The following is a 23,127-nucleotide window of genomic DNA, read 5'->3' on the forward strand; positions in this document are numbered from 1 at the left end:
ATCCCTCCTAAAACAGTTTCGTGACGCCCTGCAGAATACCAGGCAGGTTCACTTTTACATTGGTTTCGCCTTCTAAATACGGCATACTAGTAACCCATTTTCCGTTATCCAGGTTAAATTGCTTTTGTTTCGCTTCTATCTCTTCATCTGTCAGCCATTGTAATGTATTTGAGGGACATACGCTCGCACACATTGGCGGAATGCCGTCCTTTGTCCGGTCAATACAAAGATCACACTTGTACATTAAATTTTGCTCTGTATCAAACTTTGGTATTCCATATGGACACGCAATGGTACAGTTCTGGCAGCCAATACACTTTTCCACAAGAGCCGATAGCACGGCACCTGTTTCATGTATTTGAATGGCTTGAGCTGGACAACTTCTAGCACAAGCCGGATTTACGCAGTGCAGGCACATAAGAGGCATGGTTTGACGGTTAACAAGCGGGTTCACATCGTAAACATAGTTACGGTTACGTTCTTCATGCCCGCCGCACTGTGTACAAGCCGCCAAACATGAACGGCACCCTATACAGTTTTCAAGTTCAAGATATAGCCTCTTTTTCATTTACTGCACCTTCTTCATTTCTAGTTTTTCAATCTGAGCGGCACACGCTTTAAATTCCGGCATCCGTGACATCGGGTCAAGCGCTGGAATGGTTAATAGGTTAATAGATTTCTCGTGGCCAAAATGGTACGGAACAAATACAGTATCTTTTCGAATCGCTTCTGTGATTTTCACTTTATAATCAGCCTCTCCTCTACGTGTAAAGAGGCGTACAAATTCTTCATGTTCAATCTTATATTTTGCAGCTGTTTCTGGATGTACTTCCACATAAGGCTCTGGGCACATATCCCGTAAAAACTGAATGCGGCGAGTTTGATTCCCAGAAAGATAATGGTAGACGACACGTCCGGTTGTTAAGCGTAATGGATATTCCGCGCACGGCTCTTCAGCTGGCGGACGGTATGGTAAGGCACAAATTTTTGCTTTTCCATCTGGATGATAGAATTTTTTATCTAGGAACATATGCGGTGTTCCTGGATCGTTTTCATCTTTACATGGCCAGAACACACCATCTTGCTTGTCGATCTTATCCCATGTTGCCCCGTAATAGTCGGCATAACCGCCCTTAGATGCAAGACGGAATTCATCAGCCACATCTCTCGCTGTTTTCAAGTGAGAGAAATACTTGCCTCTGCCAAGATACTCTGCTAACTCTGCTTGAATCTGCCAATCCGGCTTTGATTCACCAACTGGTTCTTGTGCTTTATTGATTTTAATAATCCGGCCTTCTAAATTAGTTACCGTTCCTTCATCCTCTGACCATGTAACGGTTGGAAGGATAACATCTGCAAATTCTGCGGATTCGGAAAGATAGAAGTCAGCACAAACCATAAAGTCTAAGCCTTTTAAAGCTTTGCGGACAAAGTTTAAGTTTGGTGCGGATACTGCTGGGTTGGAGCAGAGCAAATACAAACCTCTGATTGTTTTTTCCTCCATTAGTTCGAACATTTCATAGGCTGAAACACCAGGCTGCGGCATTTCTTCAGGGGTAATTCCCCAAACCTTGCATACTTCTTCTACATGCTTCGGATTGGTGATTTTACGATAACCTGGAAGCAAATCTGATTTTTGACCATGCTCACGTCCGCCTTGACCATTACCCTGCCCTGTAAATGTAGCTACTCCCGCTTTTGGGCGGCCAATTTTCCCTGTAACTAAGGCCATATTGGTGTAGGCTGATACATTATCAACACCTTTATGCTGCTGTTCAATACCACGTGCAAACATGACAATGGCATTTGGTGCTTTTCCGTAGATTTCAGCGGCGCGAATAATTTTTTCCGGTGCTACTCCCGTCAGTTCACTTGTATATTCTGGTGTAAATTCTTTCACCAATTCTTTGGTTTCTTCAAAACCATTTGTATGATTGTTAACGAATTCTTCATCTGCATACCCGTTTTGAATAAGTAAATTGAGAATACCATTTGCTAAGGCAAGGTCTGTTCCAGGACGTAAATCCAAGTGAACATCCGCTCTTCTTGCAATTGGGGTTTCTCGTGGGTCAGCTACAATTAAGTAACCTCCTCTTTCCTGAACAGCCCATATTCTGAACATGGAGGTTGGATGACACTCAGCCGTATTGCTTCCAGCGATGAACAAGCAATCTGTTTCATGGAGATCTGTCCATGGTAATGTGGAACCCCGGTCAACTCCAAAAGAGCGAAGGAATCCACCGGCTGCACTTGACATACAAAAGCGGCCGTTATAATCAATATAGCGTGTTTGCAATCCAACCCTAGCAAACTTCCCTGTCAAATAACACTTTTCATTTGTCATCGACACACCACTGAATACTGACAATGTATCTTTTCCGTATTTACTTTGAAGCTCCGCGAACTTCTTAGCAATTAAGCTGTAGGCTTCATCCCAGCTGGCTTCACGAAAGCCCTCTTTTGTACCCTTAAGTGATGCATCATCGCGGATTAATGGTTTTAAAATCCGATCATCATGGTTGGTTTGCTGGTAAGCTGTAACCCCTTTAGGGCACATTTTTCCGACGTTAACCGGCCAATCATACCGTGGTTCCACACCGATGATTTTATTTGTTTTTGTATTGACACGCAGGTTCATTCCACATTGCATCCCACAGTAGCTGCAGTGAGTTTTTACGAGCGTTTCATTTGGATGACGAAGATTTTCTATTTCTTTGAAAAATTTATCCCTTTGCATTCTGGTTTGCCTCCTTGACCTTAACTTGATGTGTTGCGAAGCCTGAGAATCTTGAGATTCTATATTTTCTGCGGCAAGGCAGACATAGTTCTGCAAGATTAAAACCATCCTGCATATTAAATTCCATTTCATTGACACCTAAAACTTGAATGACATCATTTGATTGTTCAACTGATACAAAATGGTCGCCGCATACTTTACATTCCTTCATATGCTGTTCTCCATAATGTTCACGGTAATTTCTTGCAAATACACTCATTGGACGGAAAGGAATATGAGCAAGTTTTCCGAATGGCAGGTAAATGAGTGTCACAATCACTGAAAATTGATGAATCAGTGACATTTGCGGCTGCATCCAGCCATGCAAGAATACGTTTTGAACTGTTAATAAAAGGCCAGTAACGGAAATAAACAATAATAGATAAAGCGGTAAGAAATCGTACATAAACTTCTGTTCGGCTCTGGCTTGCATGTTTTTTAAGCGGCGGTTTAGAGCCATGCTTACTCCTGCTGTAACCATGATTGCAGCAATATTAAGTGCATTATAGGATAACCAAGCGATGATTCCATCTGCTTTCACGTTCATTACATTCATTCCAAATAACACGATGGTATAGTAGCCATTGTCTTCCATTGTAAAATACATCCAGCTGAACACGAGCGGGAAAGTCACCAAGCACGCAAGGACACATCCCCAACCGATTAAAATGTGCTGCACCCAGCGGTACATTCCACGATTCCGGATGAAATCATAAATAGCCAAATGATTTACAGCAGTTTTAGGTGTACTTTTTCGAAATAATAGTTTTAAGCCTTTTTTGATAAAAATTTTGGTAGGCGGTCTTTCTCCCCAGGCAATAAAGCGGTAGAAAAATCCCCCGATAAATACAATGGTTCCTACCATATATCCATAAAGATTCAAGTCAACATGTGTAAACATTCTTGTACCGATAAACGTTAAGATCGCAAGTCCAACAACCGTCAGAAACATTGATTTAGCAAAATGAGATGCAAATGCATCATTGACTGATCTCTCTTGTTTTTTAGTCATTGAAATATTAGCTTCCATTGGAGTTCCTCCTAAATAAAAATAACACTGCCGTTTTTTCATACTCTAATTGTAAGAAAAAAAGCAGTGTTATATATATCAGGGATTCCCCCTATTATGGGGGAAAAAAACCCCTAGAAACGTTATTTTAGACAAATGTCTGTCACAAATGTCTTAATATCCTCGAAGATACTTTTTTCTCCAAGAATATAAGAGTACACCAAAACCAAAGGTTATTTGCAATGAGAAAAGTAAAGCATCCCAAAATGGAAAAGTGGCAGGGCCTTCTAAAAAACCAGGTAAAACCTTTTTAAAAGCAAACCATAATTGTGGAATATAGAAGATTGCATAGACAGCAAAAGTCAAAATTACTCCAATAAAATAGAAAATGGAATACAAAAGAATAGTCCTTTGCTCTCCCGGGAATACATCATTTTCTGATACATTTGATTTTACAAACCTTAACCTCTTGAATATCAAGTGCTGAGCATTCTCCATTAAGTTATAGCATCCTGATACATTTTCAAAAACATAATACAAATCAGTCTTCATATACACACAGAATTGATAAAACAACCGGATAAATGTGTCCAATACAACAAGATTCATGATCCCCTGAAAGATCCCTAGCCCATCTGATACAAAAAGCTGACTAATCAAGGCAATAGAAAGGACCACTGTATCAAAACAAGTTCCCGCTAAAAATAAAACATTCCGATCTTTTGATGATAATTTCCAAACAGAGGACATATCCGTTTCAAGAACAACTAAAAATAAACGATGGCCTATCTCTAATTTAGTCGGGAGATTATGGGCTCTCATAGCTAAAATATGTCCAAACTCATGAATTAACACTAAACAAAATGTTATACCAAGCCATGCGGGAATATTAAAAACCATATATTTAAAAATAAATAGGTCCTTATATTGAGGAACAAGGCTAGGATGAGATAATAAAAGAGTTAAATTGAGAATGAATACTCCTACATAGAAAAACAACGCGGCCTTATTAAAAAAGAATTTCCCCATCTTAGGTGAAATCCATAAATATCCTAATCTTTCTTTATTCATTTCTTTTGAAGAAACCACTTCACCGTCAATTTCAGCAATCAAATTTAAATCTAGAAGCTGTTCAGCAAAAAGAATTAAATTAACTTCTTCATTAGGATATTTGTCTCTCAGTTGCCTTTCGATTACCTCTAATGACTCTCCATTGTTGAGAAGATGAATTGCAGCAACAGAAACCTCTGGCATCTCAAAAAACTCACCTGTAGTTTTATCTTCAATGATGTAATGTTTTTTATCCTTGCGAATAAAGATTGGAACCAATAATAGTCTTGAGGTGAGGGTAACACTCATTTGAACACCCTTAATCTTGTGAATTTTTATAAAAGAAGGATGCATAGTTTTCCACTAGCATCCCCACTCAATTCTAGATATTTATAAAAACCAGCACCACCAACAAGATCCGGTCGCTTTAACTTTTTTAAGTTTACGAATTTTCATCTTCGTGCCTCCTTTGTATTAGCTTAAAGCCTCATTTATTTTGATATGGCCTATTCCTAGGTCTTGGTTGGATGTATTATGAATTTTACTCCATTTAGGAAATACTTTTTGAAACTCTTTTACAAGGTCCGGATCAAACTGATTTCCTTTACCCTCCAAAATTCGCTTATAAGCTTCATCAATGGTCAATGCCGATCTGTAGGATCTAGTCGAGGTCATTGCATCAAATGCATCAGCTATTGCTGCTATTCTTGCAAGATATGGTATTTCTTCACCCTTTAGTTGATCAGGATACCCTCTACCATCCCACCTTTCATGATGAGAACGAATTACCTCAATACTGTTATCTAACCCAACTACTTTCGAGACTGCTTCTGCACCCACGTTTGTGTGAGACTTGATGATTTCATATTCTTCTTTTGTAAGACTTGTCGGCTTCATCAATATCTGGTCTGGGATATGAATTTTACCAATATCATGCAATAAACAAGCATAGTTAAATGACTTTAACTCTTCGTCTCTAAATTTCCCTGTTTCTTTTGCCAGCACTAATGCATAACTTGCTACTCTTTCACTATGTCCTCGAGTATACGGATCCTTCAACTCAAGAGTAGCAATAACACCCTTAACTATACCTATTAACTGTTGATCATAAGAAGTTTTCACTGCTTTAACATATGATTTGAATCTGTATAGCAAGATAAAAGAAAAAATTGAAAGTATAGCTACCAAAACAATTCCTAATAATACAATAGGTGCTTTAATGATTAAACCTACAGCAACATATTTTATTATCAACCCTATTGAAACAACCTTTACAAATCTTGTGCTTACAAATATAGGTGATAATAAAAGCCAATAGATTTCAACTGCATTACCACTCTGATAATCATTCGGAATACCATAAAATGTAAAAACATCATTAAGAAATGTTAGTGTAGTATAACTAATAAAATAAATATATTTTATCAAATGTTGTTTTTGTTTTTTATTTAAATAAATCGCTGCTGGTATTAAAGCAAACATGAACAGGTATACCCAGAAAAGGAATCTATCTGGCGTATCATTTTTTAATTCGGGAATATAACGCGCAATAGCTTTATAAATAATATCGAAGGAAATTGATATTATATAAAATAATATTAAAAACCATTTTAACGTTCGACTTTCTTCATTTCTTATATTAGGATCAACTAGTTGTTTTTTCATAATTTCTACCTCATACAAAGGATAAATAGCTTCTTTTTCGACAACATATTCGAAATTTTATAAAGGACCGCCAATTATTCCACAAAAAACATCATTTCTTTAATTATAAATCATTTAGTTTAATAGAAATAGATAAAAGAAGAATCATTTATGTATAAAAAAGAAATATTTTTGAAATAAAATGTTGAATGTGATTTACTTTCTTTGTCGATGGATTATTGGTAAAATCACTTCTACCCTAGTCCCTTTTCCTAGTTTACTACTGATATTAAGCTCACCTAAATGCTCGTTGATGATCTGATTGGTGACCATTAAACCTAGACCAGTTCCACTTGATTTCGTAGTAAAAAAAGGTTCGCCTATATTAAGGATGTTTTCATCAGGAATGCCACATCCTTCATCTTTAATTGAAACAGACATTTTTGTTTTTTCTAAAACATTAACTTTTATTTTTATCCTTCCACTTTCATGCATTGATTCAATGGCATTTTTAATTAGATTAATAAATACCTGCTTCAATTGTTTTTCATCGCAATCCAGAGGTGGGAGCGGCCCTGCCATTGTAGTTTCAACAATTACTCCTTGTCTCTCTGCTTGTTGTTGAGTAATAGATAATGTATATGCAATGATTTCCTCAATACTTGCTTTTTCAAAATGGATAACCCGTGGTTTCCCAATGTACATCAAGTCATTAACAATGGAATTAATCCGATCAATTTCCTGAATCATAATTGGGTAATAATCATTTGTGTTTGGGTACCGCTCTTGCTGTAATTGTGTAAATCCACGTAATGAAGATAAAGGATTACGAATTTCATGACCAATTGCTGCAGCCATTTGCCCAATGACAGCAAGCTTCTCTTTCTGACGAAGCTCATCGTAAACCTTTGTTAAAGAATTAATATAAGAATAAAAACGGATTAATAAAATATAGGCTAATCCCGAGATAGTAATATAGATAAGGACTGGCATTAAAACATTTAGGTCGCCTAATATCAGCCCTAATAGTAAATCCTTACCAATCAAACCTATGGTAACTGTCCAAAAGTATCTTTTATTCACAAAAATTGGAGTAAAGAGAATTAATAAAACTTCGACTATATTTCCTGTTGCAAAATGTTCGGTAGACCCCATATACCTCACTAGATTGTCCATAATATCAATAATTAGAAAACTAATAATGTATAAATATTTTACAATATAGATGTTCCCTGCTTTTATATAATAAATAGCTAGAATTAAAACTCCTACTAATAGTAAATACACCCATATTCCTAGCCCACCCCTCAAATCATTAAGAGATGCTCCATTGAAATAAGGACGAAAATAATAATAGAATATATCCCAAGAAAAAAATATTAAATTAAACAACCATAAAAATAGAATAGTTGCCTTCTTTTCTTCAAAAATGAGCTTAGTAGTCTGGATGCCTTCTTTCATGTCGTTTCTCCTTAAATAAGTTCACATCTATTTTATCATCTTTCTATCACTTAATTATCATCAATTTTGTAAAATCGATAAATTTCGACATATTTCGATAGGAACCTCATAAAAAAAGGACTTACTCTTGGTAAGCCCTTCTACTTTTTATCTTTAGCTAACTTTTTTCATTTGTTCTACAGTCTTATTCAAAGTTGAATGTTTACGTCCATATCCAAAATAGACGAATAATCCAATCACAAGCCATACTCCAAAACTAATCCACGTTGTTTTTGGTAACTGAAGCGCTAAGTATCCACAGAATACAAAGGCTAGAATCGGAATATATGGTACAAACGGAACACGGAATCCAGTTTTTGGTGCTTGCTTGTTTTTCCGGAGAAATAGAATTCCTACTGCCACCGTCATAAAGGCAAATAACGTTCCGATGTTTGTTAACTCTGCCAGTTTATTCAATGGAATGAATCCAGCAAAAATCGAAACTAGTAAACAAGTAATCCATGAATTCGCCATTGGTGTCTTCTTCTTCTTATCAACCTTAGAAAATACTTTTGGTAAGAGGCCATCACGGCTGATTGCATAAAATAAACGAGATTGTCCATAAAGCATAACCAATAATACAGTGGTGATACCTGCAATCGCACCTAATGAAATAAAACCTGCTACCCAATCCTGATGAATATAATTAAGGGCAAATGCTACAGGATTTTTCACACCTAATTCTTGATACGGAACAATACCAGTTAAAATTCCAGAAACAATGATATATAACACGGTACAAACTAGTAAGGATGCAATAATTCCGATTGGCATATTCTTTTGCGGATTTTTTACTTCTTCAGCTGCAGTCGCAACAGCATCAAAACCGATATAAGCAAAAAATACAGTTGCTGCACCAGCTGTCACACCTGAGAAACCAAATGGCATAAATGGTGTCCAGTTTGCAGGCTTTACATACCATGCACCTACACCAATAAACAATAACACTACTGCTAGTTTAATAATTACCATTATCGTATTAAATCGTGCGGATTTCTTAACACCCTGTGTAAGTAGTAATGTAAGAATTAGTACGATGAGGATGGCCGGGACATCGATAAATGTCCCGTTTGCCGGATCATACGCACTAGTTAATGCTTTAGGAAAATGAATACCAAACCCTTCGAGCAAACCTTGTAAATAGCCGGACCATCCACTGGCAACCGCAGAGCAAGCTAATCCATATTCTAAGATTAAATCCCATCCCAATATCCAGGCAATGATCTCACCAAATGTTGCATAACTATAGGTATATGCACTTCCCGATACTGGAACCGCAGAAGCAAATTCCGCATAACAAAGGGCGGCAAAGACACAAGCTAGTCCTGATAAGATAAAAGATAAAATAAGTGCTGGCCCTGCATGTTCTGCGGCAGCAACCCCTGTTAGTACAAATATTCCTGTTCCTATAATAGCCCCAATTCCAAGCATGGATAAATCAAATGCCCCTAAATCTTTCTTTAAGACTACATCTTTTTGTCCAGCTTCTTGAATGAGGTCCTGAATTGATTTTTTTCTAAATAAATTCATTAGCTAAACCTCCATATTTTATATCAGAATGTTCTGAAAAAATATTCCGCATAAGATTGTGTATCAAAATATAAAAATTATATATCGAAATAATATAATTAATTTTGTAAAAAAGCAATATTTTTTGAAAAATATAATTATTTGAAAATAATACCATGTGAAATACAACGCTTCCTTCCCTATTTTTATATCAGAGCTAAAAGTTTCTACTATACAGATATAATAAATTAAATTTCCTTCTTCTTTATTTACACAAAAAAACCGATGACTTCGTAATTTTACGAATTCATCGGTTTGATTTTGTTTAAGCAATCTTACTTTCCAGCTTGGTTCGAGGTGAATTCCACATACTAATCCATTTCTTTATAGCCGTGATCATAATAATCATACCCAGCAATAACATAATGATCGACAATACCCCATTTAAAACACTATAACCCGCGGCTGCCTGATTGAGATAAACATTTTTCACCATCCAGTAACCAGCATAGTTTACAGTAACAAAGAGATACGCTAACGGGATTAAGCAAGTAAGCATATAACGGCGTTTATCTGCAATACTCAATATCACTGTCGCACCGACAATTAGACCAATCGATGCCATTAGTTGATTGGAAACACCAAATAATGCCCAAACAGAACCAATATCCCCTGAGAAAAGCAGGTATCCCCACATAAAACAGGCTAACGCACTAGCAAATATAGATCCTGGCAGCCAATCTGTCTTCTTCAGTGGCTTATAGAACTCCCCGAAAAAGTCTTGGATTAAATAACGAGCAACACGAGTTCCTGAGTCGATGGCAGTTAGAATAAATACCGCTTCGAACATAATAACAAACTGGAAGAAGTATGATGATAGTTTTGCAAACCACGGAATGCCCGTGAAGATATACGTCATACCTACCGCTAAGGTTACGGCACCACCTGTTCGGCCTTCAAGATTAATCCCAATTTCATCAGCAAGTTTTGGCAGTTCCTGTACCTGCATACCAAGTGTCTTAAATACTTCTGGTGTCGAGTTAATGGCAAAGTAATCTGCCGGCTGAAGAGCTGTTGCCGCAATCAAAGCCATAATACCAACCACACACTCTACTAGCATCGCACCAAAACCAACAACCTTAATATCAGACCAACGATCAAGCATTTTTGGTGTAGTTCCCGAACCTACGAAAGCATGGAAACCAGAGATCGCCCCACAAGCAATTGTGATGGAGATAAACGGCCAAACAGGTCCGCCTAGTACTGGTCCGCCGCCTGATGTAAATTTTGTGAAAGCTGGCATCTCAATTGCGGGATTAATAATAAATACCCCGATGATTAAGGCAATAAATACACCAATTTTCATAAAGCTGCTTAAGTAATCACGTGGTGCCAGTAATAACCATACTGGTAAGGCTGCTGCAAAAAACGCATAAATCGGTAGAATAATAGCTAATGTTTTTGTATCTAACGTCAGCCAATCACCTAATACCGTACCTTGAATGGACGGACCAACAAATACCCCAACCATTACGAGAATAAATCCGACGGTGGATGTTAATTTTAAGTTGCCAGTTTTTTTATAAGCAATTCCTACCAACATCGCAATTGGAATGGTTATTCCCACTGAGAATGTTCCCCATGGATTGTGTTCAAGTGCATGAAGAACAACCATAGAAAGACCTGCCATTGTGATCGTAATGATAAAAAGCATCGCAAGTCCCGTACAAAAACCCGCCACAGGCCCCAGTTCGTCTTTCGCAACTTCAGATAAGGATTTTCCCTTTTTCCTCATCGATGCAAATAGGACAACGGCATCATGGACTGCTCCGCCAATCACTGCCCCAATTAAAAGCCATAATAAACCAGGCAAGTATCCAAATTGTGCTGCAAGGATGGGACCAACAAGTGGTCCTGCTGCAGCGATGGCGGCAAAGTGATGACCAAATGTTACCCACTTATTGGTTGGAACATAGTCCTTTCCGTCGTTTAATTCATGTGCCGGTGTCGGCTTTGAATCATCTAATTTTAATACCTTTGCTGCCATGAATGTTCCGTATAAGCGATAGGCAATCATTAAAATACAAATGGAGCCGATTACAATTGAAACCGCATTCATTTAATTTCATCCCCCTACATCCTTTTTCTCTTATCACCATCATACCGAAAGAAAACGTTAACATATGGTTTTCATCCTAAAATGCAAGTTTTTAAGGCTGAAAAACAAGAATAATAGAATGAAATGCAAAAAACAGCTTCTTAAAAACCAAGAAGCTGCTTTAACTCTTTTGTATAGGTTCTGCTTACTGGAACCTTTTCTCCATCCTTCATAATTAAATTGTAGGTAGAATTAAACCATGGCTCAATCTCGACAATGGCATCGACATTAACTAAATAAGCGCGGTGGACACGAATGATGGATGAATGCTTCAACTTCCTTTCGAAAGTGACCAGCGAATCACTGACAGAGTATTTTGTATTCTCTATTGCAATGACTGTTTTCCCCTCATTTGTACCAATATAGTGTATGTCACTAATGTTTACGATTACAATTTTTTCATCAATTGTAATCGCGAGCTTTTCTGGCCTTTCGTTTCCAAAATTTTGTCTCTGAGTAAAAATAGGAATTGCTTGTTTGTGATTTTCTATTAGCTTATACAACTTCTCAATCGTTTGTAAGACTCTCTTTTCTTCAAAAGGTTTTAAGATATAGTCAACAGCATTTAACTCAAAAGCTTGCAGGGCATATTCGTCAAATGCCGTCGCAAAGACAATGAATGGAGGATGATCAAGTCTATTTATATGGGCAGCAATTTCGATACCACTTTCATCAGCGAGCTGGATATCTAAAAATATCACATCCAGGTCGAGGTTACTTATTTTTTCTAACGCGCTTTCAACACCATCCGATTCCCCAACGATCTCAATTTGTTTACTTCGTTTGAGAAGATAGACCAATTCATCTCTTGCTAACGGTTCATCATCCACAACAAAGGCCTTTAACAACATCCTCACCCCTCTTTTTGTTGTTGTGTTAACGGTAGTGTAATTGATACTTTCGTTCCTAAATTCAAGTTGCTTTCTATTTGAAAGGAAGCAGTTTGACCATAAATTTCTTCGATTCGTTTTTTGATATTCCAAAGTGCTGTTCCTGTTCCAGCCGAAGAATCTACTGTTTGGTTTCCCAGGGTACCAAGCAGTTCTGCTGAGATTCCTTTCCCATTATCTTCAGTAAGCAGGACCATGTTCTCCCCTTCCTGAAAGGCTCGGACCAGTACTGTTCCGTTCTTTGCTTTTGGAAATGCATAACGAATTGCATTTTCCACTAATGGCTGAAGAGTAAATGGTGGAACGAGCACCCTTTTTAATGCTGGTGCAATATCTAATTCAACATGATAACGGTCTGGAAAGCGTGCTTGTTCAATCGTTAGGTAAGCTTCAACATGTTCAAGTTCCTTTTCAAGCGGTATGAGCATTTGCCTAGCCCCCTGAAGATTACTTCGGAAGAAGGTACTAAGTTTGATTAATAAACTCCTGGCTTTATCCGCATCTGTTCGAATTAGGCTTGAAATGGTATTAATGGCGTTAAATAAGAAATGTGGATGGACTTGTGCTTGCAATGCCTTGATTTCCGCATCTTTTAATAATCTTCTCTGTATTTCCAAATCAGCCATTTCTAATTGGACTGAAAATAGGTTGCTCAAACCCTCTGCCAGCTCTTGTTCAACCCGGTCAAGTTTACTAGAATCAGTGAAATACAACTTCAAAGTCCCTACTGTTTTACCATGAACCTTAAGTGGTAATACAATAGCAGCCTGCAAAGGGCAGTGTGGATCAAAACATTGAATTTCGTGCGCAGACTTTGCAATCGTGATTCTACCTTGTTCCAGCACCGTTTTAGTTAATTCCGTCGCCATGTTTCCTGAAGGAATATGATGATCTGAGCCTGTACCCACATGGGCAAGGACATGGGTCTGGTCTGTAATTGAAATGGCATCGGCATTGGTCCAATTAAGAATAATCTCAGCTGCCTTTGTACACGAATCTACATTTAAGCCCTGTCTGAAGAAGGGTAGTGTTTGATTAGCAATATACAATGCTTTATGTGTTTGAAGTGCTCTCATTCGCTCTTGCTCTTGGAGAATCTCCTGTATAATTAGTACAAAAAGAAGGGTCCCGAAGCCATTAATCGCAATCATTGGGAGGGCAATAACCTCAACTAGATTCACAGCCTCGTTAATGGGGCGTGCTATTAAAAGAATAATTCCCATTTGGGCACATTCCATGAATATTCCCATGATTACGGCCTTCCAGGGAGAATTTCCTTCTTGAATCTTAAAACGTTTGCTTAAAAAGCCTGTGACAACTCCCGCCATAAGCGTAGATAAGGCACATGCCTCAGCTGTAAACCCTCCTAAAGTCAAACGATGGATGCCAGCAATTAAGCCGACCCCAATACCAACAATCGGTCCGCCAAGTAATCCACCAATTGTCACTCCCATAATTCTGGTATTAGCAATGGCACTTTCATTATCCATATTTGTCAGCCAGTCCTGGGAGGTAATCGTCCCATGTCCTATCTCTACACCTGTATAGTTGCTTATGACTCCGAAAGCACCGAAAATTGCAATCATCGCTGCTTTAGGGGCAAGTCCATGTTCATTATTTATAATTTGACGGAATGATTTCATCCGTGAGAGAAGAAACGCTACTATGATAAGAATACCAACACGTTCAAGCATGAGAGGCAATAATTCGATCATGGTACCTCACCTTTCATCAATACTTCCCTACTACTATACCAAAAAATAAACCAATCTTCTCTATCGTGTTTTCCCCGTAAAACTCCCATAATAAATATAACATTTTCGATCTTCATCGATCTCTCTTGAATCTAGGTTGAATTCCAACCATTTTCCATCTCTTTGGATGTAAATAAAATCGGAATGAAGAAGAGTCAGCACTTCTTCATGATTCCACACTTCCTTTTGCTCGATAAGAACGGACCCGGTTCTTTGAAGCTCCCTCACCTCAAAACCTATATGTGAATAATTTTTCTCCGTGACATCCGTATAGGCATTTTCTTTTTTTACATAAAGGACAGTCGTTCCATCAGGATCGATGGCAGTGGCTGTCACCAGATACGTTTCACCTTCTTTCACAAAGTATTCACACGACATTCTTGCTACAGCTTCACTCACCGTCAAGTGTTGATAATTCCAAAGGGCAGGAAACTTTTGATATTCGTCATCCTTTCGGTATTCCAACCTCAAATTTCATCACGCTTTCTTTTTCTTTTCATTTTACCATTGTTTTGCCAAGGTTTGCTTTTATAATTAGATTATCAATTAAAAGAGGAGCGTGAAAAAGTGAAGAAAACCCAATGGTTAGTGAACGGTGTCATCACTTCCCTCATAGCCGGCACCCTTTCTGGCTGCTCAAGCGATCGCCCGCCCAAGCCAGACGATAGCACTTGCCGAGACTGGGACTGGGACGATGATCAAGGAGTTTGGGAATGTGATGATACCCATTCGTCCCATTATGGTCATTATTTTTATGGAGGAAGTTATTTTCGCAATAAATCATCACTCTTGAAATCATCTGCGTATAAGTCCTACAAATCCTCATCAAGCTTTAAAGGTGGTTTCGGAAGTGGTTCTAAGGGTGGATTTGGAGGATAAATATGTCGCAGTATTCACTGAAAAGAAGAAGTTTTTATTCGCATTTTCCTACCTTTTGGTCTGATTTATACGAAGGCGAGTACAGCTTATATCACATTTATTCTATTTCTGATGAGACCACGAAGCTTTTACATGAGGCGACGGAGCGAATGGGCCACGTTTATTTCAAAACAGCCCAACTATTACGGCGTCTAACAGATGAACAGCTCCTTGAATTTGGATTTCCTCCGGCCAGTCTCCCATATTTGAGGTTAAAAAATCTCTATCCTGAAACGGTTATTGGCAGATTCGACTTTGTGTTGACCGAGGATGGCTTGAAATTATTGGAATTCAACAGTGATACACCGACGTTTATTGTCGAATGTTTTCATATGAACAGACATGTGTGCAAAGAATTTGGTTACTTAGAGCCAAATGGCGGCGGAGAGCGACTGCTTTCGTCTGGAATTACACGTGCAGTGCTTGAAGCATCGAAAGAAAAACGGAACCCAAACATTGTGTTCACAGCCCATTCCGACCACATCGAGGACTGGAATACCACTCAATATTTAAGCAAATTATGTCAGGTTTCTAATCAGACTATACCATTGTCAGCGCTGCGGATAATGGATGGAATTCTTGTTGATGAGGAGGGGATTCCAATTGATGTGTTGTATCGCCAAACCTATCCACTTGAACATCTGATTAACGATCGGGATCCAAGAACAGGAGATTCAGTTGGAATTGAATTGTTACAATTGGTAAAAAACAGGAAATTATCTTTATTAAATCCTGTTTCTGCCTTTTTGTTGCAGCCCAAGTCAATCCAATGCTTAATTTGGGGGCTAGCAGAACAGGGAGCCTATTTTACACCGGAAGAGCAGGCTTGGATTAAGGAATATATGCTTCCGACGTACTTTGAAGCAGAGGCATTTTTCGGGCAGAGCGCTTATGTTCAAAAACCGACGTTCGGCAGAGAAGGCGACACGGTAACGATATGGGACCAACATGCCAATGTTACTGCTCAAAACTCATTCCAAACCTATAAAGAGGAAGTTTCAGTTTTTCAACAATATGTCCCTCTCCCTACTGTTACTTTGGAAACAGAAAAGGGAATCGAGGAACTTTCATTAGTATTCGGATCTTTTCTAATTGCTGGTAAAGCCAGTTGTATCGGTATTCGGGCTGGCGGAAAAATTACAGGAAATGAATCTTACTTTTTACCAGTAGGAATTCAAAAACAGGGGGAATGTAAATGACAAATTTCTTATTATATTTAGCCGTCTCAATTGGTCTTTTATTCGTAGGACTGATTCTTATGGAAGTAACCACCAAGGTTAAGGAGTTTTCCTTAATGGCAAAGGGAAATAAGGCAGCAAGTTATGTCCTTGGGGGAAGACTTCTTGGGCTTGCTATTGTCTTGTATTCTACTGCTGCTAATTCCATTTCACTTATGGATATGGCGGTATGGGGAGGAATCGGAATTCTGGCCCAGATTGTGGTCTTTTACTTGGCTGAATGGCTGACACCTCGATTTAATGTCAGTCAAAGCATCGAGGATGATAATCAGGCAGTTGGACTTTTCCTCATGCTACTCTCTGTATCGATTGGTATCGTTATTGCTGGATGTCTAACCTATTAATAAAACGCATCTCGAGGATGCGTTTTTCATTATTCCCTTTAACAAAAACAGTTGACAATAACTACATATTACTGTAATATAAATATTTGTGCTTCACATTTATGTAACTTGTAATTTATTTGATAACGCAAAGTAAGAATTTTTTTCTGGCATTCTGCTTATGTTTTTAAATAAAAACTTATTCACACTGGATCGGCTTCGGAGCCGTTAGGATGTAAGAGAGGTAGGGCTTACGTCGTTTAGGTATAAAACCTTCAGGTGGAAAAATAACCGCGGCAAACTTGTTTTTATAAACAATGATTATTATATAAGTTTTTACTTGCGATGTTGACAACATGAAGTGCAACCAATCACAAGTTACGATAAGAATTCTTTAATGAATTCAACAAAGAAGGCAGAGGGATATTCATTCCTCTGCCTTCGACCATTTTAATAAAAAGTCCATGAAAAAAGACCTAATTCCAAATCAGGCCCTTATTTTTTGATAACAATCGCTTGTTTCCCCATTTGCTCCCAAGCTTTAATAAAACTCGTTCGATTTAATTTCTGATTTTTTTCCCCATACGGATTGTTAATATAAATATACTTTTCATCGTATCCCGTAATTACAACACTATGCTCACTAAAGGTTATATTGATTTTCCCCTGCGGAGTATGCCATGTCTGAAAAACAGACACAGGTGCAAAGCTTGATGTCGTGATAATCCAGACTGGTAACCCTTGACCTACTTCTTCTAAAACTTCATCAAATGAATGATTAGTTAAATTAACTGCCCGATCACCAACGTATTTCTGCGCAACGTCAAAAACGGGACCATTATAAACCCCTAGTCCTGGACCATTCGCCATATCGCCGACAAACCCTGCATTAGGATTCCCCTTTTTCCCGTTACTATAAGTTAATGGGACAGTTTTAACCCTATTAGCTAACTCATTTTTTGTCACTTGTATTCCGTGATAGTTAAGAATCATCGCCAAACTGGTTATTTCACAGCCATTATATAGTTTCGGTGCGTCCATTTGATTGATTAACGGCACATCCAGTTGGATACTATCAGGCACTTTCGGAGCCTCTTTGGCAAAGAGTGCTAGTGTCCTTGTTTTTAATGATGCAGCCTGGGTAACTTGTGCTATGGCTGGACGGTCAAACTTTACCTTAAATATCGTTATGCCACTAATCACTATGATGCAGACAACGATTAAAGAAATTACAATTTTTTTCATAAATGAATGTACCATTCCTTGTATTAGTCTTTGCTGGTGATTCTTGTAATATACTATTATATTACCTACTAAAATAGTTCAACGCAAGAAAGGAAAACATTTTCCAATTTATGATATCCATTGAATCTTAATTTTTTCTTAAATAAAATCCCCTTTAGTTTATAACTAAAAGGGAATTTATTTAGGCTTTCACCCTATGCTGTCTAAATTTTTTCGTTATTTGATTAATTACCTCAGAGAAAACTAATCCGAAGGCGATTGCCCCTGCAAGCATGAAAACTTTTGCAGCCAATGTAATCGCTGAGTAATAATCATTCTCCACAAAATTCCGCATCGCATCATAAGCCAGACCTCCAGGTACGAGCGGAATAATTCCAGCTACACTAAAAATGATTACTGGCGTTTTATAAAACTTTGCTAATTCCTGACTGAGTACAGCTATAAAAATAGTCGCAGCTAATGTAGCTAAAATGGCGTTATCTGAGTAGTCTTCTAGAAGAAAATAAATTAACCATCCACCCATTCCGATCAGCCCGCACTTTATTAGTGATTCCTTCGGGGCATTAAAAAGAATCCCAAAGGCGCCTGTTGCAATAAAACTGGTGATTGCTTGTGCAAGAACAGCCATGGTAAATTCACCTCACTTCACAAAAAAGATAATACGACGGCAATCCCTGCTCCAATCGCAAACGCGGTCAGAAATGCTTCCGCACCCTTTGATAACCCCGAAACTAGATGACCCGCCATTAAATCTCGGATGGCATTGGTAACTAGGAGACCTGGAACTAATGACATCACAGAGCCGATAATGATTTTATCTAATTGTTGACCAACTCCCAATTGGACAAACAAAAAAGAAAGTAATCCAATCACAAACGATGCTAAAAACTCCGAGAAGAACTTGATCGGGACAAATCGATGAAAATTGACGAAACTAAGGTAACCCATTCCTCCTGAAATCATCGAAGGAATAAAATCATTCCACCCGCCTTCAAACATGATCATAAAACAACCGCTTGCTAATGAGGCGGCAGCCACTTGAATCATAAATGGAAAGGTTACATTGAGAGAATCAACTTCCCTTAACTGCTCCCAAGCTTCTTTCAAATTTATTTCACCACTGCTAATTCTTCTTGATATGCTATTTACTATCGAGACTTTTTTTAAGTCTGTTGACCGCTCAGAGATTCGAATCAACTTGGTTTTCGTCGGTTCAGCCCCCTCTGCTGAAAAAATGATTCCCGTTGGGGTTACATAACTATGCGTATGTTCAATACCAAAGGCAGCCGCCATTCGCATCATAGTATCCTCGACACGATAAGTTTCGGCGCCGCTTTGGAGCATGATTTTCCCCGCCAGTAAACAGACCTCCATAATTTCATATGTTTGTTCTATCTGATTTCCCATTTCCACCACACACACTTTTACATTTTTACTTAGTTTAAATGAAAATAATCGTTTAATCAAAATTAACTGAACCAAACCTTTTAGCTATATAGAACGAAATTATCCAAAACCTTATAAATATGATAAATGTTTCAATTCTCCACTATACACTTAGCATGGATTCATTATATAATATTATATAATGACCTATTTGCTTGAAAGGAATTTTACAAAATGAAATTAAACAACTCTAGTTCAACACCTTTATATGACCAGTTAAAACAAATTCTGAAGGAAGCCATTGATCAAGGGGAATATAAATCAGGAGATAGACTGCCTAATGAATCGGAATTATGCGATTTGTATGGTGTCAGCCGAATTACCGTAAGAAGAGCGATTCAAGATTTAGCTGATGAAGGTTTTTTAGAGCGAAAGCAAGGCAAGGGAACTTTTGTAACAAGAACCAAAATCACAAGGGAATTGGTTTCTATTGATGGATTCACTGATTTCAGTAAACAAATTGGAAAAAATCCATCCAAGCGAATTCTTGCTTGCGAAGAGCTGAAAGCAACTCCGGAAATTGCCAAAGCACTACAAATCAGCATTGATTCTCCTGTTTTAAGGTTGGTCAGGATCATGTCGATTGATCAACAGCCATTTGTACTTGATATAGCTCATTACTCTTTAGAACGCTTTCCAAACTTAATGACACACTTCACTGAACATGAATCAACATATGAAGTTTTGAAAAATATTTACCATATCAATATTAAATCTGGTTCCAGCAAAAAAATTATTACGGTTATACCAGCTTCTGTATTGGAGGCAGAATATCTGGACTGTGAAATCGGGGAGACATTATTCAATATTGATAAGACTGTTTTCGATGAAACTGGAGTCCCGATACATACTTCAAATTTCAAGACTCCAACAAATATGATAGCACTCACAATCACTACCTAAAAAAATTGGCTCTGTTAAACTGGCCTGTTGATTTCTGCTCCAGGCACTTCGCTCCAATCAACAGGGTGCCAAAATAAACAATAAGCTTTAACACAGCTAAAAAATTAAAAGGAATGCTTGGGCTTTAACCAAATCCCAAGCATTCCTTTTTCAGCCTAAAAAGTTAACTGTTTTCCATGTCCAAATGCTCCATTTACTTCACATGTTCTAGCAGCAATTTGTGCAGCTGCCTTTAAGGATTCTTTAATGGACACCCCATTAAAGTAATTAGTTAAAAAACCAGCGATGAACGAATCCCCTGCACCTAATGTATCAATAACATTTGCTTCTTCAATTCCCTGTTGGTAACGTTTGTTATTATGGGACATAATTACACCTTTTGAACCTCTGGTGATTATGATAAACGGGGTTCCCATTCCATGTATTTTAAGAAAGAACTCTTCTAGTTCAACCTCTGTAAAATCACTTCCTGAAATAAATGCAAATTGGATATGCGGGCAAACCTTTTCTAATAATTCATTTGTAAAATGATTAGAGAAATCATAAGAAATAGGTAAATGCAGTTTAAGAAGAGGTAATTCTTCATCTAAATGACTGTATAGACTTGTATGTACTAAATCAAACGATTTAATATATTCATAGTCATCCTCCGCTAAATTCAGCTTGAGTTTAGCTTGTACACCACCTTTATTGGATTTGACAAAGATTCGGTCTCCATCCACATTTAGGTCAACATACGCCTTCCCACTTTCACCAACCGCTCTTCTCACATAACTGGTATCTACTAAGTTCTTGGTTAAAGAATCTAAGATATGGTCACCTTCAACATCCGTTCCAATTATCCCAATATAAGCAGCGGCCTCCGCTCCACTTTGTTTGGCTAAAACGGCAACATTTAAAGCATTTCCACCAGGAAACATTTCGTTCCGATCCTGATAAATGTCAACAACACTATCACCTATTCCAATAATCTTCATTATTTCCTCTCCTCCTTATCCTTTCACACTACCTGATGATAACCCTCGAATAAAATACTTCTGCATGAACATAAATAAGAGAATAATAGGCAAAGCGGAAATCATTAAGCCTGCCATCAGAACTCCCCAATTGGTTTGAAGCGCATCTCGGAATTGCATCAATCCTGCAGGAATGGTTTTCAGCGCATCAGAATCCACAAAAATTAAGACAAACATAAACTCATTCCAGGTATAATACGCGGTTAGCACAACCGCCGTAAGTAGAATTGGCTTATTTAAAGGAACAAAGATTTTTGTGAAAATGGACCATGTATTACATCCATCCAGAAAGGCGGATTCTTCCAGCTCTTTAGGTACCTCAAGAAAAGCAGCACGGATCAGAAGGATCGTAATTGGAATGCGATAGGCTACATAGGGAAAGATCATCGCAAAATACGTATCATGAATTCCTAATAATTGAATGAGTTTGTATAGAGGTACTAAACTTACTTGCGGGGAGAGCATCATTCCGCCCATACAGATCACTAACAGGATATTCTTCCCTTTAAATTCAAACCTCGATAAACTATAAGCGCCAAGTGCACTAATTAATACTGTTAGAAAGCAGGTAGTAGCTGTAACAATTAAACTATTAACAAAATAGCCAGATATCCCTGTGTTCCATGCCTCTGTATAATTAGAAAACATCCATTCCTTAGGTAGTGCCCAACTGCTGGAGAAGATCTCTGAAGTTGATTTAAATGAGTTAATTACCATCCAAAAAAGCGGATAAGCTATAACCACAAAATACAGAATCAGGATTGTAAAGATTGGCAGTCCTTTAACAACATTCTTTTGCTTCCTATATTTAGATGTAATTGGAATCGAATGATGGTAGTCCATTACTTTGCTTGTCTCCACTCTAAACATCCTTTCCTGTTTTGAATACTTTCAACTGAACCAAGGATACAATTAAGGTAATAATCAAAATCACGGTAGCCACAGCCGATGCATAACCCATTTGGTCTTTTCCAAATGCGGAATGATAGAGTAATGTTCCTAAAACTTCACTTGAATTACCAGGTCCACCGCCCGTCAAAATATACGGCTCATTAAACACCGTGAAAGCACCTGTTAACGTAATTAGTGTAGTAACAAAGAACATCTCTTTTACTTGAGGAACAGTAATTGAAAAGAATTTTCTGATTTTACCAGCTCCATCAATATCAGCGGCCTCATACAATTCTTGAGGGATATTTTGAATGGCAACAATAAATAACATCATAATGTAACCAATACTTTGCCATTGAGATACAGCGATCACAGCGAAAATCGCCGTTTCAGATTCTCCCAGCCAAGCTCTTGTTAAATTTTCAAGACCTAACATATTTAATAGCCCATTTAAGATTCCGATATCCGGATTATAAACAAATGTGAACAGTAACGCGATAACCGTCATTGATATGACAACTGGAAGGAAAAATACGGTCCGAAACAATCCACTTACGAGCCGGATCAGTTTATCTTCAAGGATCGCTGCTAGAATCAATCCGCCAAACACTTGAAATATAATAGAAATCAATGCATACCAAAGATTATTTTTTAACGCTATATAAAAAACTTCATCTTTAAAAAGATTAAGGAAATTTTCGAATCCAACAAAAGTCTTTTCTACTGAAAAAGCTGAGAAATCATAGAAACTATAAAAAAAGTTTTCAACAATCGGATAGTAAACAAAAAGGGCCAAAAAGATTAAGCAAGGTGCAATATAAAGGTATGGTAACCACTTGTTTGTATTTTGCATAATA

21 protein-coding genes are annotated in these 23,127 nt (G+C 37.8%); 4 read left to right on the plus strand and 17 right to left on the minus strand.

The window, feature by feature from the left end; all coding sequences use genetic code 11:
* Positions 1–7 precede the first annotated feature (7 nt).
* The 11 genes from COJ96_RS20965 to COJ96_RS21015 form a co-directional block, all read right to left on the minus strand.
* On the minus strand, positions 8–568 hold the full coding sequence (locus COJ96_RS20965; protein WP_007086371.1) for a 4Fe-4S dicluster domain-containing protein: 561 nt from the start codon (positions 566–568) through the stop codon (positions 8–10).
* The gene (locus COJ96_RS20970; RefSeq protein WP_098575737.1) at positions 569–2,737 is read right to left on the minus strand and encodes a molybdopterin oxidoreductase family protein; all 2,169 of its coding nucleotides are present in this window, start codon (positions 2,735–2,737) and stop codon (positions 569–571) included.
* Positions 2,724–3,806 carry a hypothetical protein gene (locus COJ96_RS20975; protein WP_098575738.1) on the minus strand — a complete coding sequence of 361 codons (1,083 nt, stop codon included), beginning with the start codon at positions 3,804–3,806 and terminating at the stop codon, positions 2,724–2,726. The genes COJ96_RS20970 and COJ96_RS20975 overlap by 14 nt, the downstream gene beginning before the upstream one ends.
* Positions 3,807–3,959: 153 nt before the next feature.
* The gene (locus tag COJ96_RS20980; protein ID WP_098576139.1) at positions 3,960–5,144 is read right to left on the minus strand and encodes a hypothetical protein; all 1,185 of its coding nucleotides are present in this window, start codon (positions 5,142–5,144) and stop codon (positions 3,960–3,962) included.
* Between the two features lie 165 nt (positions 5,145–5,309).
* Positions 5,310–6,500, minus strand: a complete 1,191-nt coding sequence (locus COJ96_RS20985) for an HD-GYP domain-containing protein (RefSeq protein WP_098575739.1) — start codon at positions 6,498–6,500, stop codon at positions 5,310–5,312.
* A 195-nt stretch (positions 6,501–6,695) separates the two neighbouring features.
* Entirely contained in the window at positions 6,696–7,940 is a 1,245-nt protein-coding gene (locus COJ96_RS20990; protein ID WP_098575740.1) for an ATP-binding protein, read from the minus strand.
* A gap of 153 nt (positions 7,941–8,093) precedes the next feature.
* Complete coding sequence (gene bcaP, locus COJ96_RS20995) at positions 8,094–9,509, minus strand: branched-chain amino acid transporter BcaP (protein WP_098575741.1); 1,416 nt, start codon at positions 9,507–9,509, stop codon at positions 8,094–8,096.
* 304 nt (positions 9,510–9,813) lie between these two features.
* Positions 9,814–11,607, minus strand: coding sequence for a carbon starvation protein CstA (gene cstA / locus COJ96_RS21000; RefSeq protein ID WP_098575742.1), 1,794 nt, complete (start codon positions 11,605–11,607; stop codon positions 9,814–9,816).
* 140 nt (positions 11,608–11,747) lie between these two features.
* Complete coding sequence (locus COJ96_RS21005; RefSeq protein WP_098576140.1) at positions 11,748–12,494, minus strand: LytR/AlgR family response regulator transcription factor; 747 nt, start codon at positions 12,492–12,494, stop codon at positions 11,748–11,750.
* Between the two features lie 5 nt (positions 12,495–12,499).
* On the minus strand, positions 12,500–14,251 hold the full coding sequence (locus COJ96_RS21010; RefSeq protein ID WP_098575743.1) for a sensor histidine kinase: 1,752 nt from the start codon (positions 14,249–14,251) through the stop codon (positions 12,500–12,502).
* Positions 14,252–14,311: 60 nt separating this feature from the next.
* Positions 14,312–14,761: a hypothetical protein gene (locus COJ96_RS21015; protein WP_098575744.1), complete on the minus strand. Its 450-nt coding sequence runs from the start codon at positions 14,759–14,761 to the stop codon at positions 14,312–14,314.
* Positions 14,762–14,857: 96 nt separating this feature from the next.
* Here COJ96_RS21015 and COJ96_RS21020 point away from each other — a divergent pair, with 96 nt between their 5' ends.
* Genes COJ96_RS21020 through COJ96_RS21030 form a run of 3 tightly spaced genes read left to right on the plus strand, consistent with a single transcriptional unit; the run spans position 14,858 to position 16,790 of the window.
* Complete coding sequence (locus tag COJ96_RS21020; protein WP_098575745.1) at positions 14,858–15,169, plus strand: hypothetical protein; 312 nt, start codon at positions 14,858–14,860, stop codon at positions 15,167–15,169.
* Between the two features lie 2 nt (positions 15,170–15,171).
* Entirely contained in the window at positions 15,172–16,407 is a 1,236-nt protein-coding gene (locus COJ96_RS21025; protein WP_098575746.1) for a glutathionylspermidine synthase family protein, read from the plus strand.
* Positions 16,404–16,790 (plus strand): DUF350 domain-containing protein, encoded by a 387-nt coding sequence (locus COJ96_RS21030; RefSeq protein WP_098575747.1) that lies wholly within the window; start codon positions 16,404–16,406, stop codon positions 16,788–16,790. Before COJ96_RS21025 ends, COJ96_RS21030 begins: the two co-directional genes overlap by 4 nt.
* Before the next feature lie 474 nt (positions 16,791–17,264).
* On the opposite strand, the gene COJ96_RS21035 is transcribed toward COJ96_RS21030, so the two are convergent.
* The 3 genes from COJ96_RS21035 to COJ96_RS21045 form a co-directional block, all read right to left on the minus strand.
* Positions 17,265–18,014, minus strand: a complete 750-nt coding sequence (locus COJ96_RS21035; RefSeq protein ID WP_098575748.1) for a C39 family peptidase — start codon at positions 18,012–18,014, stop codon at positions 17,265–17,267.
* 181 nt (positions 18,015–18,195) lie between these two features.
* The gene (locus COJ96_RS21040) at positions 18,196–18,642 is read right to left on the minus strand and encodes a threonine/serine exporter family protein (RefSeq protein WP_098575749.1); all 447 of its coding nucleotides are present in this window, start codon (positions 18,640–18,642) and stop codon (positions 18,196–18,198) included.
* A 17-nt stretch (positions 18,643–18,659) separates the two neighbouring features.
* Positions 18,660–19,421, minus strand: a complete 762-nt coding sequence (locus COJ96_RS21045) for a threonine/serine exporter family protein (RefSeq protein ID WP_098575750.1) — start codon at positions 19,419–19,421, stop codon at positions 18,660–18,662.
* Positions 19,422–19,634: 213 nt separating this feature from the next.
* Between COJ96_RS21045 and COJ96_RS21050 the strand changes: the two genes are divergently transcribed.
* Positions 19,635–20,363, plus strand: a complete 729-nt coding sequence (locus COJ96_RS21050) for a GntR family transcriptional regulator (RefSeq protein ID WP_098575751.1) — start codon at positions 19,635–19,637, stop codon at positions 20,361–20,363.
* Between the two features lie 155 nt (positions 20,364–20,518).
* On the opposite strand, the gene COJ96_RS21055 is transcribed toward COJ96_RS21050, so the two are convergent.
* Genes COJ96_RS21055 through COJ96_RS21065 form a run of 3 tightly spaced genes read right to left on the minus strand, consistent with a single transcriptional unit; the run spans position 20,519 to position 23,123 of the window.
* Complete coding sequence (locus COJ96_RS21055) at positions 20,519–21,340, minus strand: PfkB family carbohydrate kinase (protein WP_098575752.1); 822 nt, start codon at positions 21,338–21,340, stop codon at positions 20,519–20,521.
* A 15-nt stretch (positions 21,341–21,355) separates the two neighbouring features.
* Positions 21,356–22,249, minus strand: a complete 894-nt coding sequence (locus COJ96_RS21060; RefSeq protein ID WP_373561731.1) for a carbohydrate ABC transporter permease — start codon at positions 22,247–22,249, stop codon at positions 21,356–21,358.
* Positions 22,242–23,123: a carbohydrate ABC transporter permease gene (locus COJ96_RS21065; RefSeq protein WP_098575753.1), complete on the minus strand. Its 882-nt coding sequence runs from the start codon at positions 23,121–23,123 to the stop codon at positions 22,242–22,244. Before COJ96_RS21065 ends, COJ96_RS21060 begins: the two co-directional genes overlap by 8 nt.
* Positions 23,124–23,127: the final 4 nt, after the last annotated feature.

The sequence above is a fragment of the Bacillus sp. AFS073361 genome (assembly GCF_002567005.1).
Taxonomy (GTDB): domain Bacteria; phylum Bacillota; class Bacilli; order Bacillales; family Cytobacillaceae; genus Neobacillus.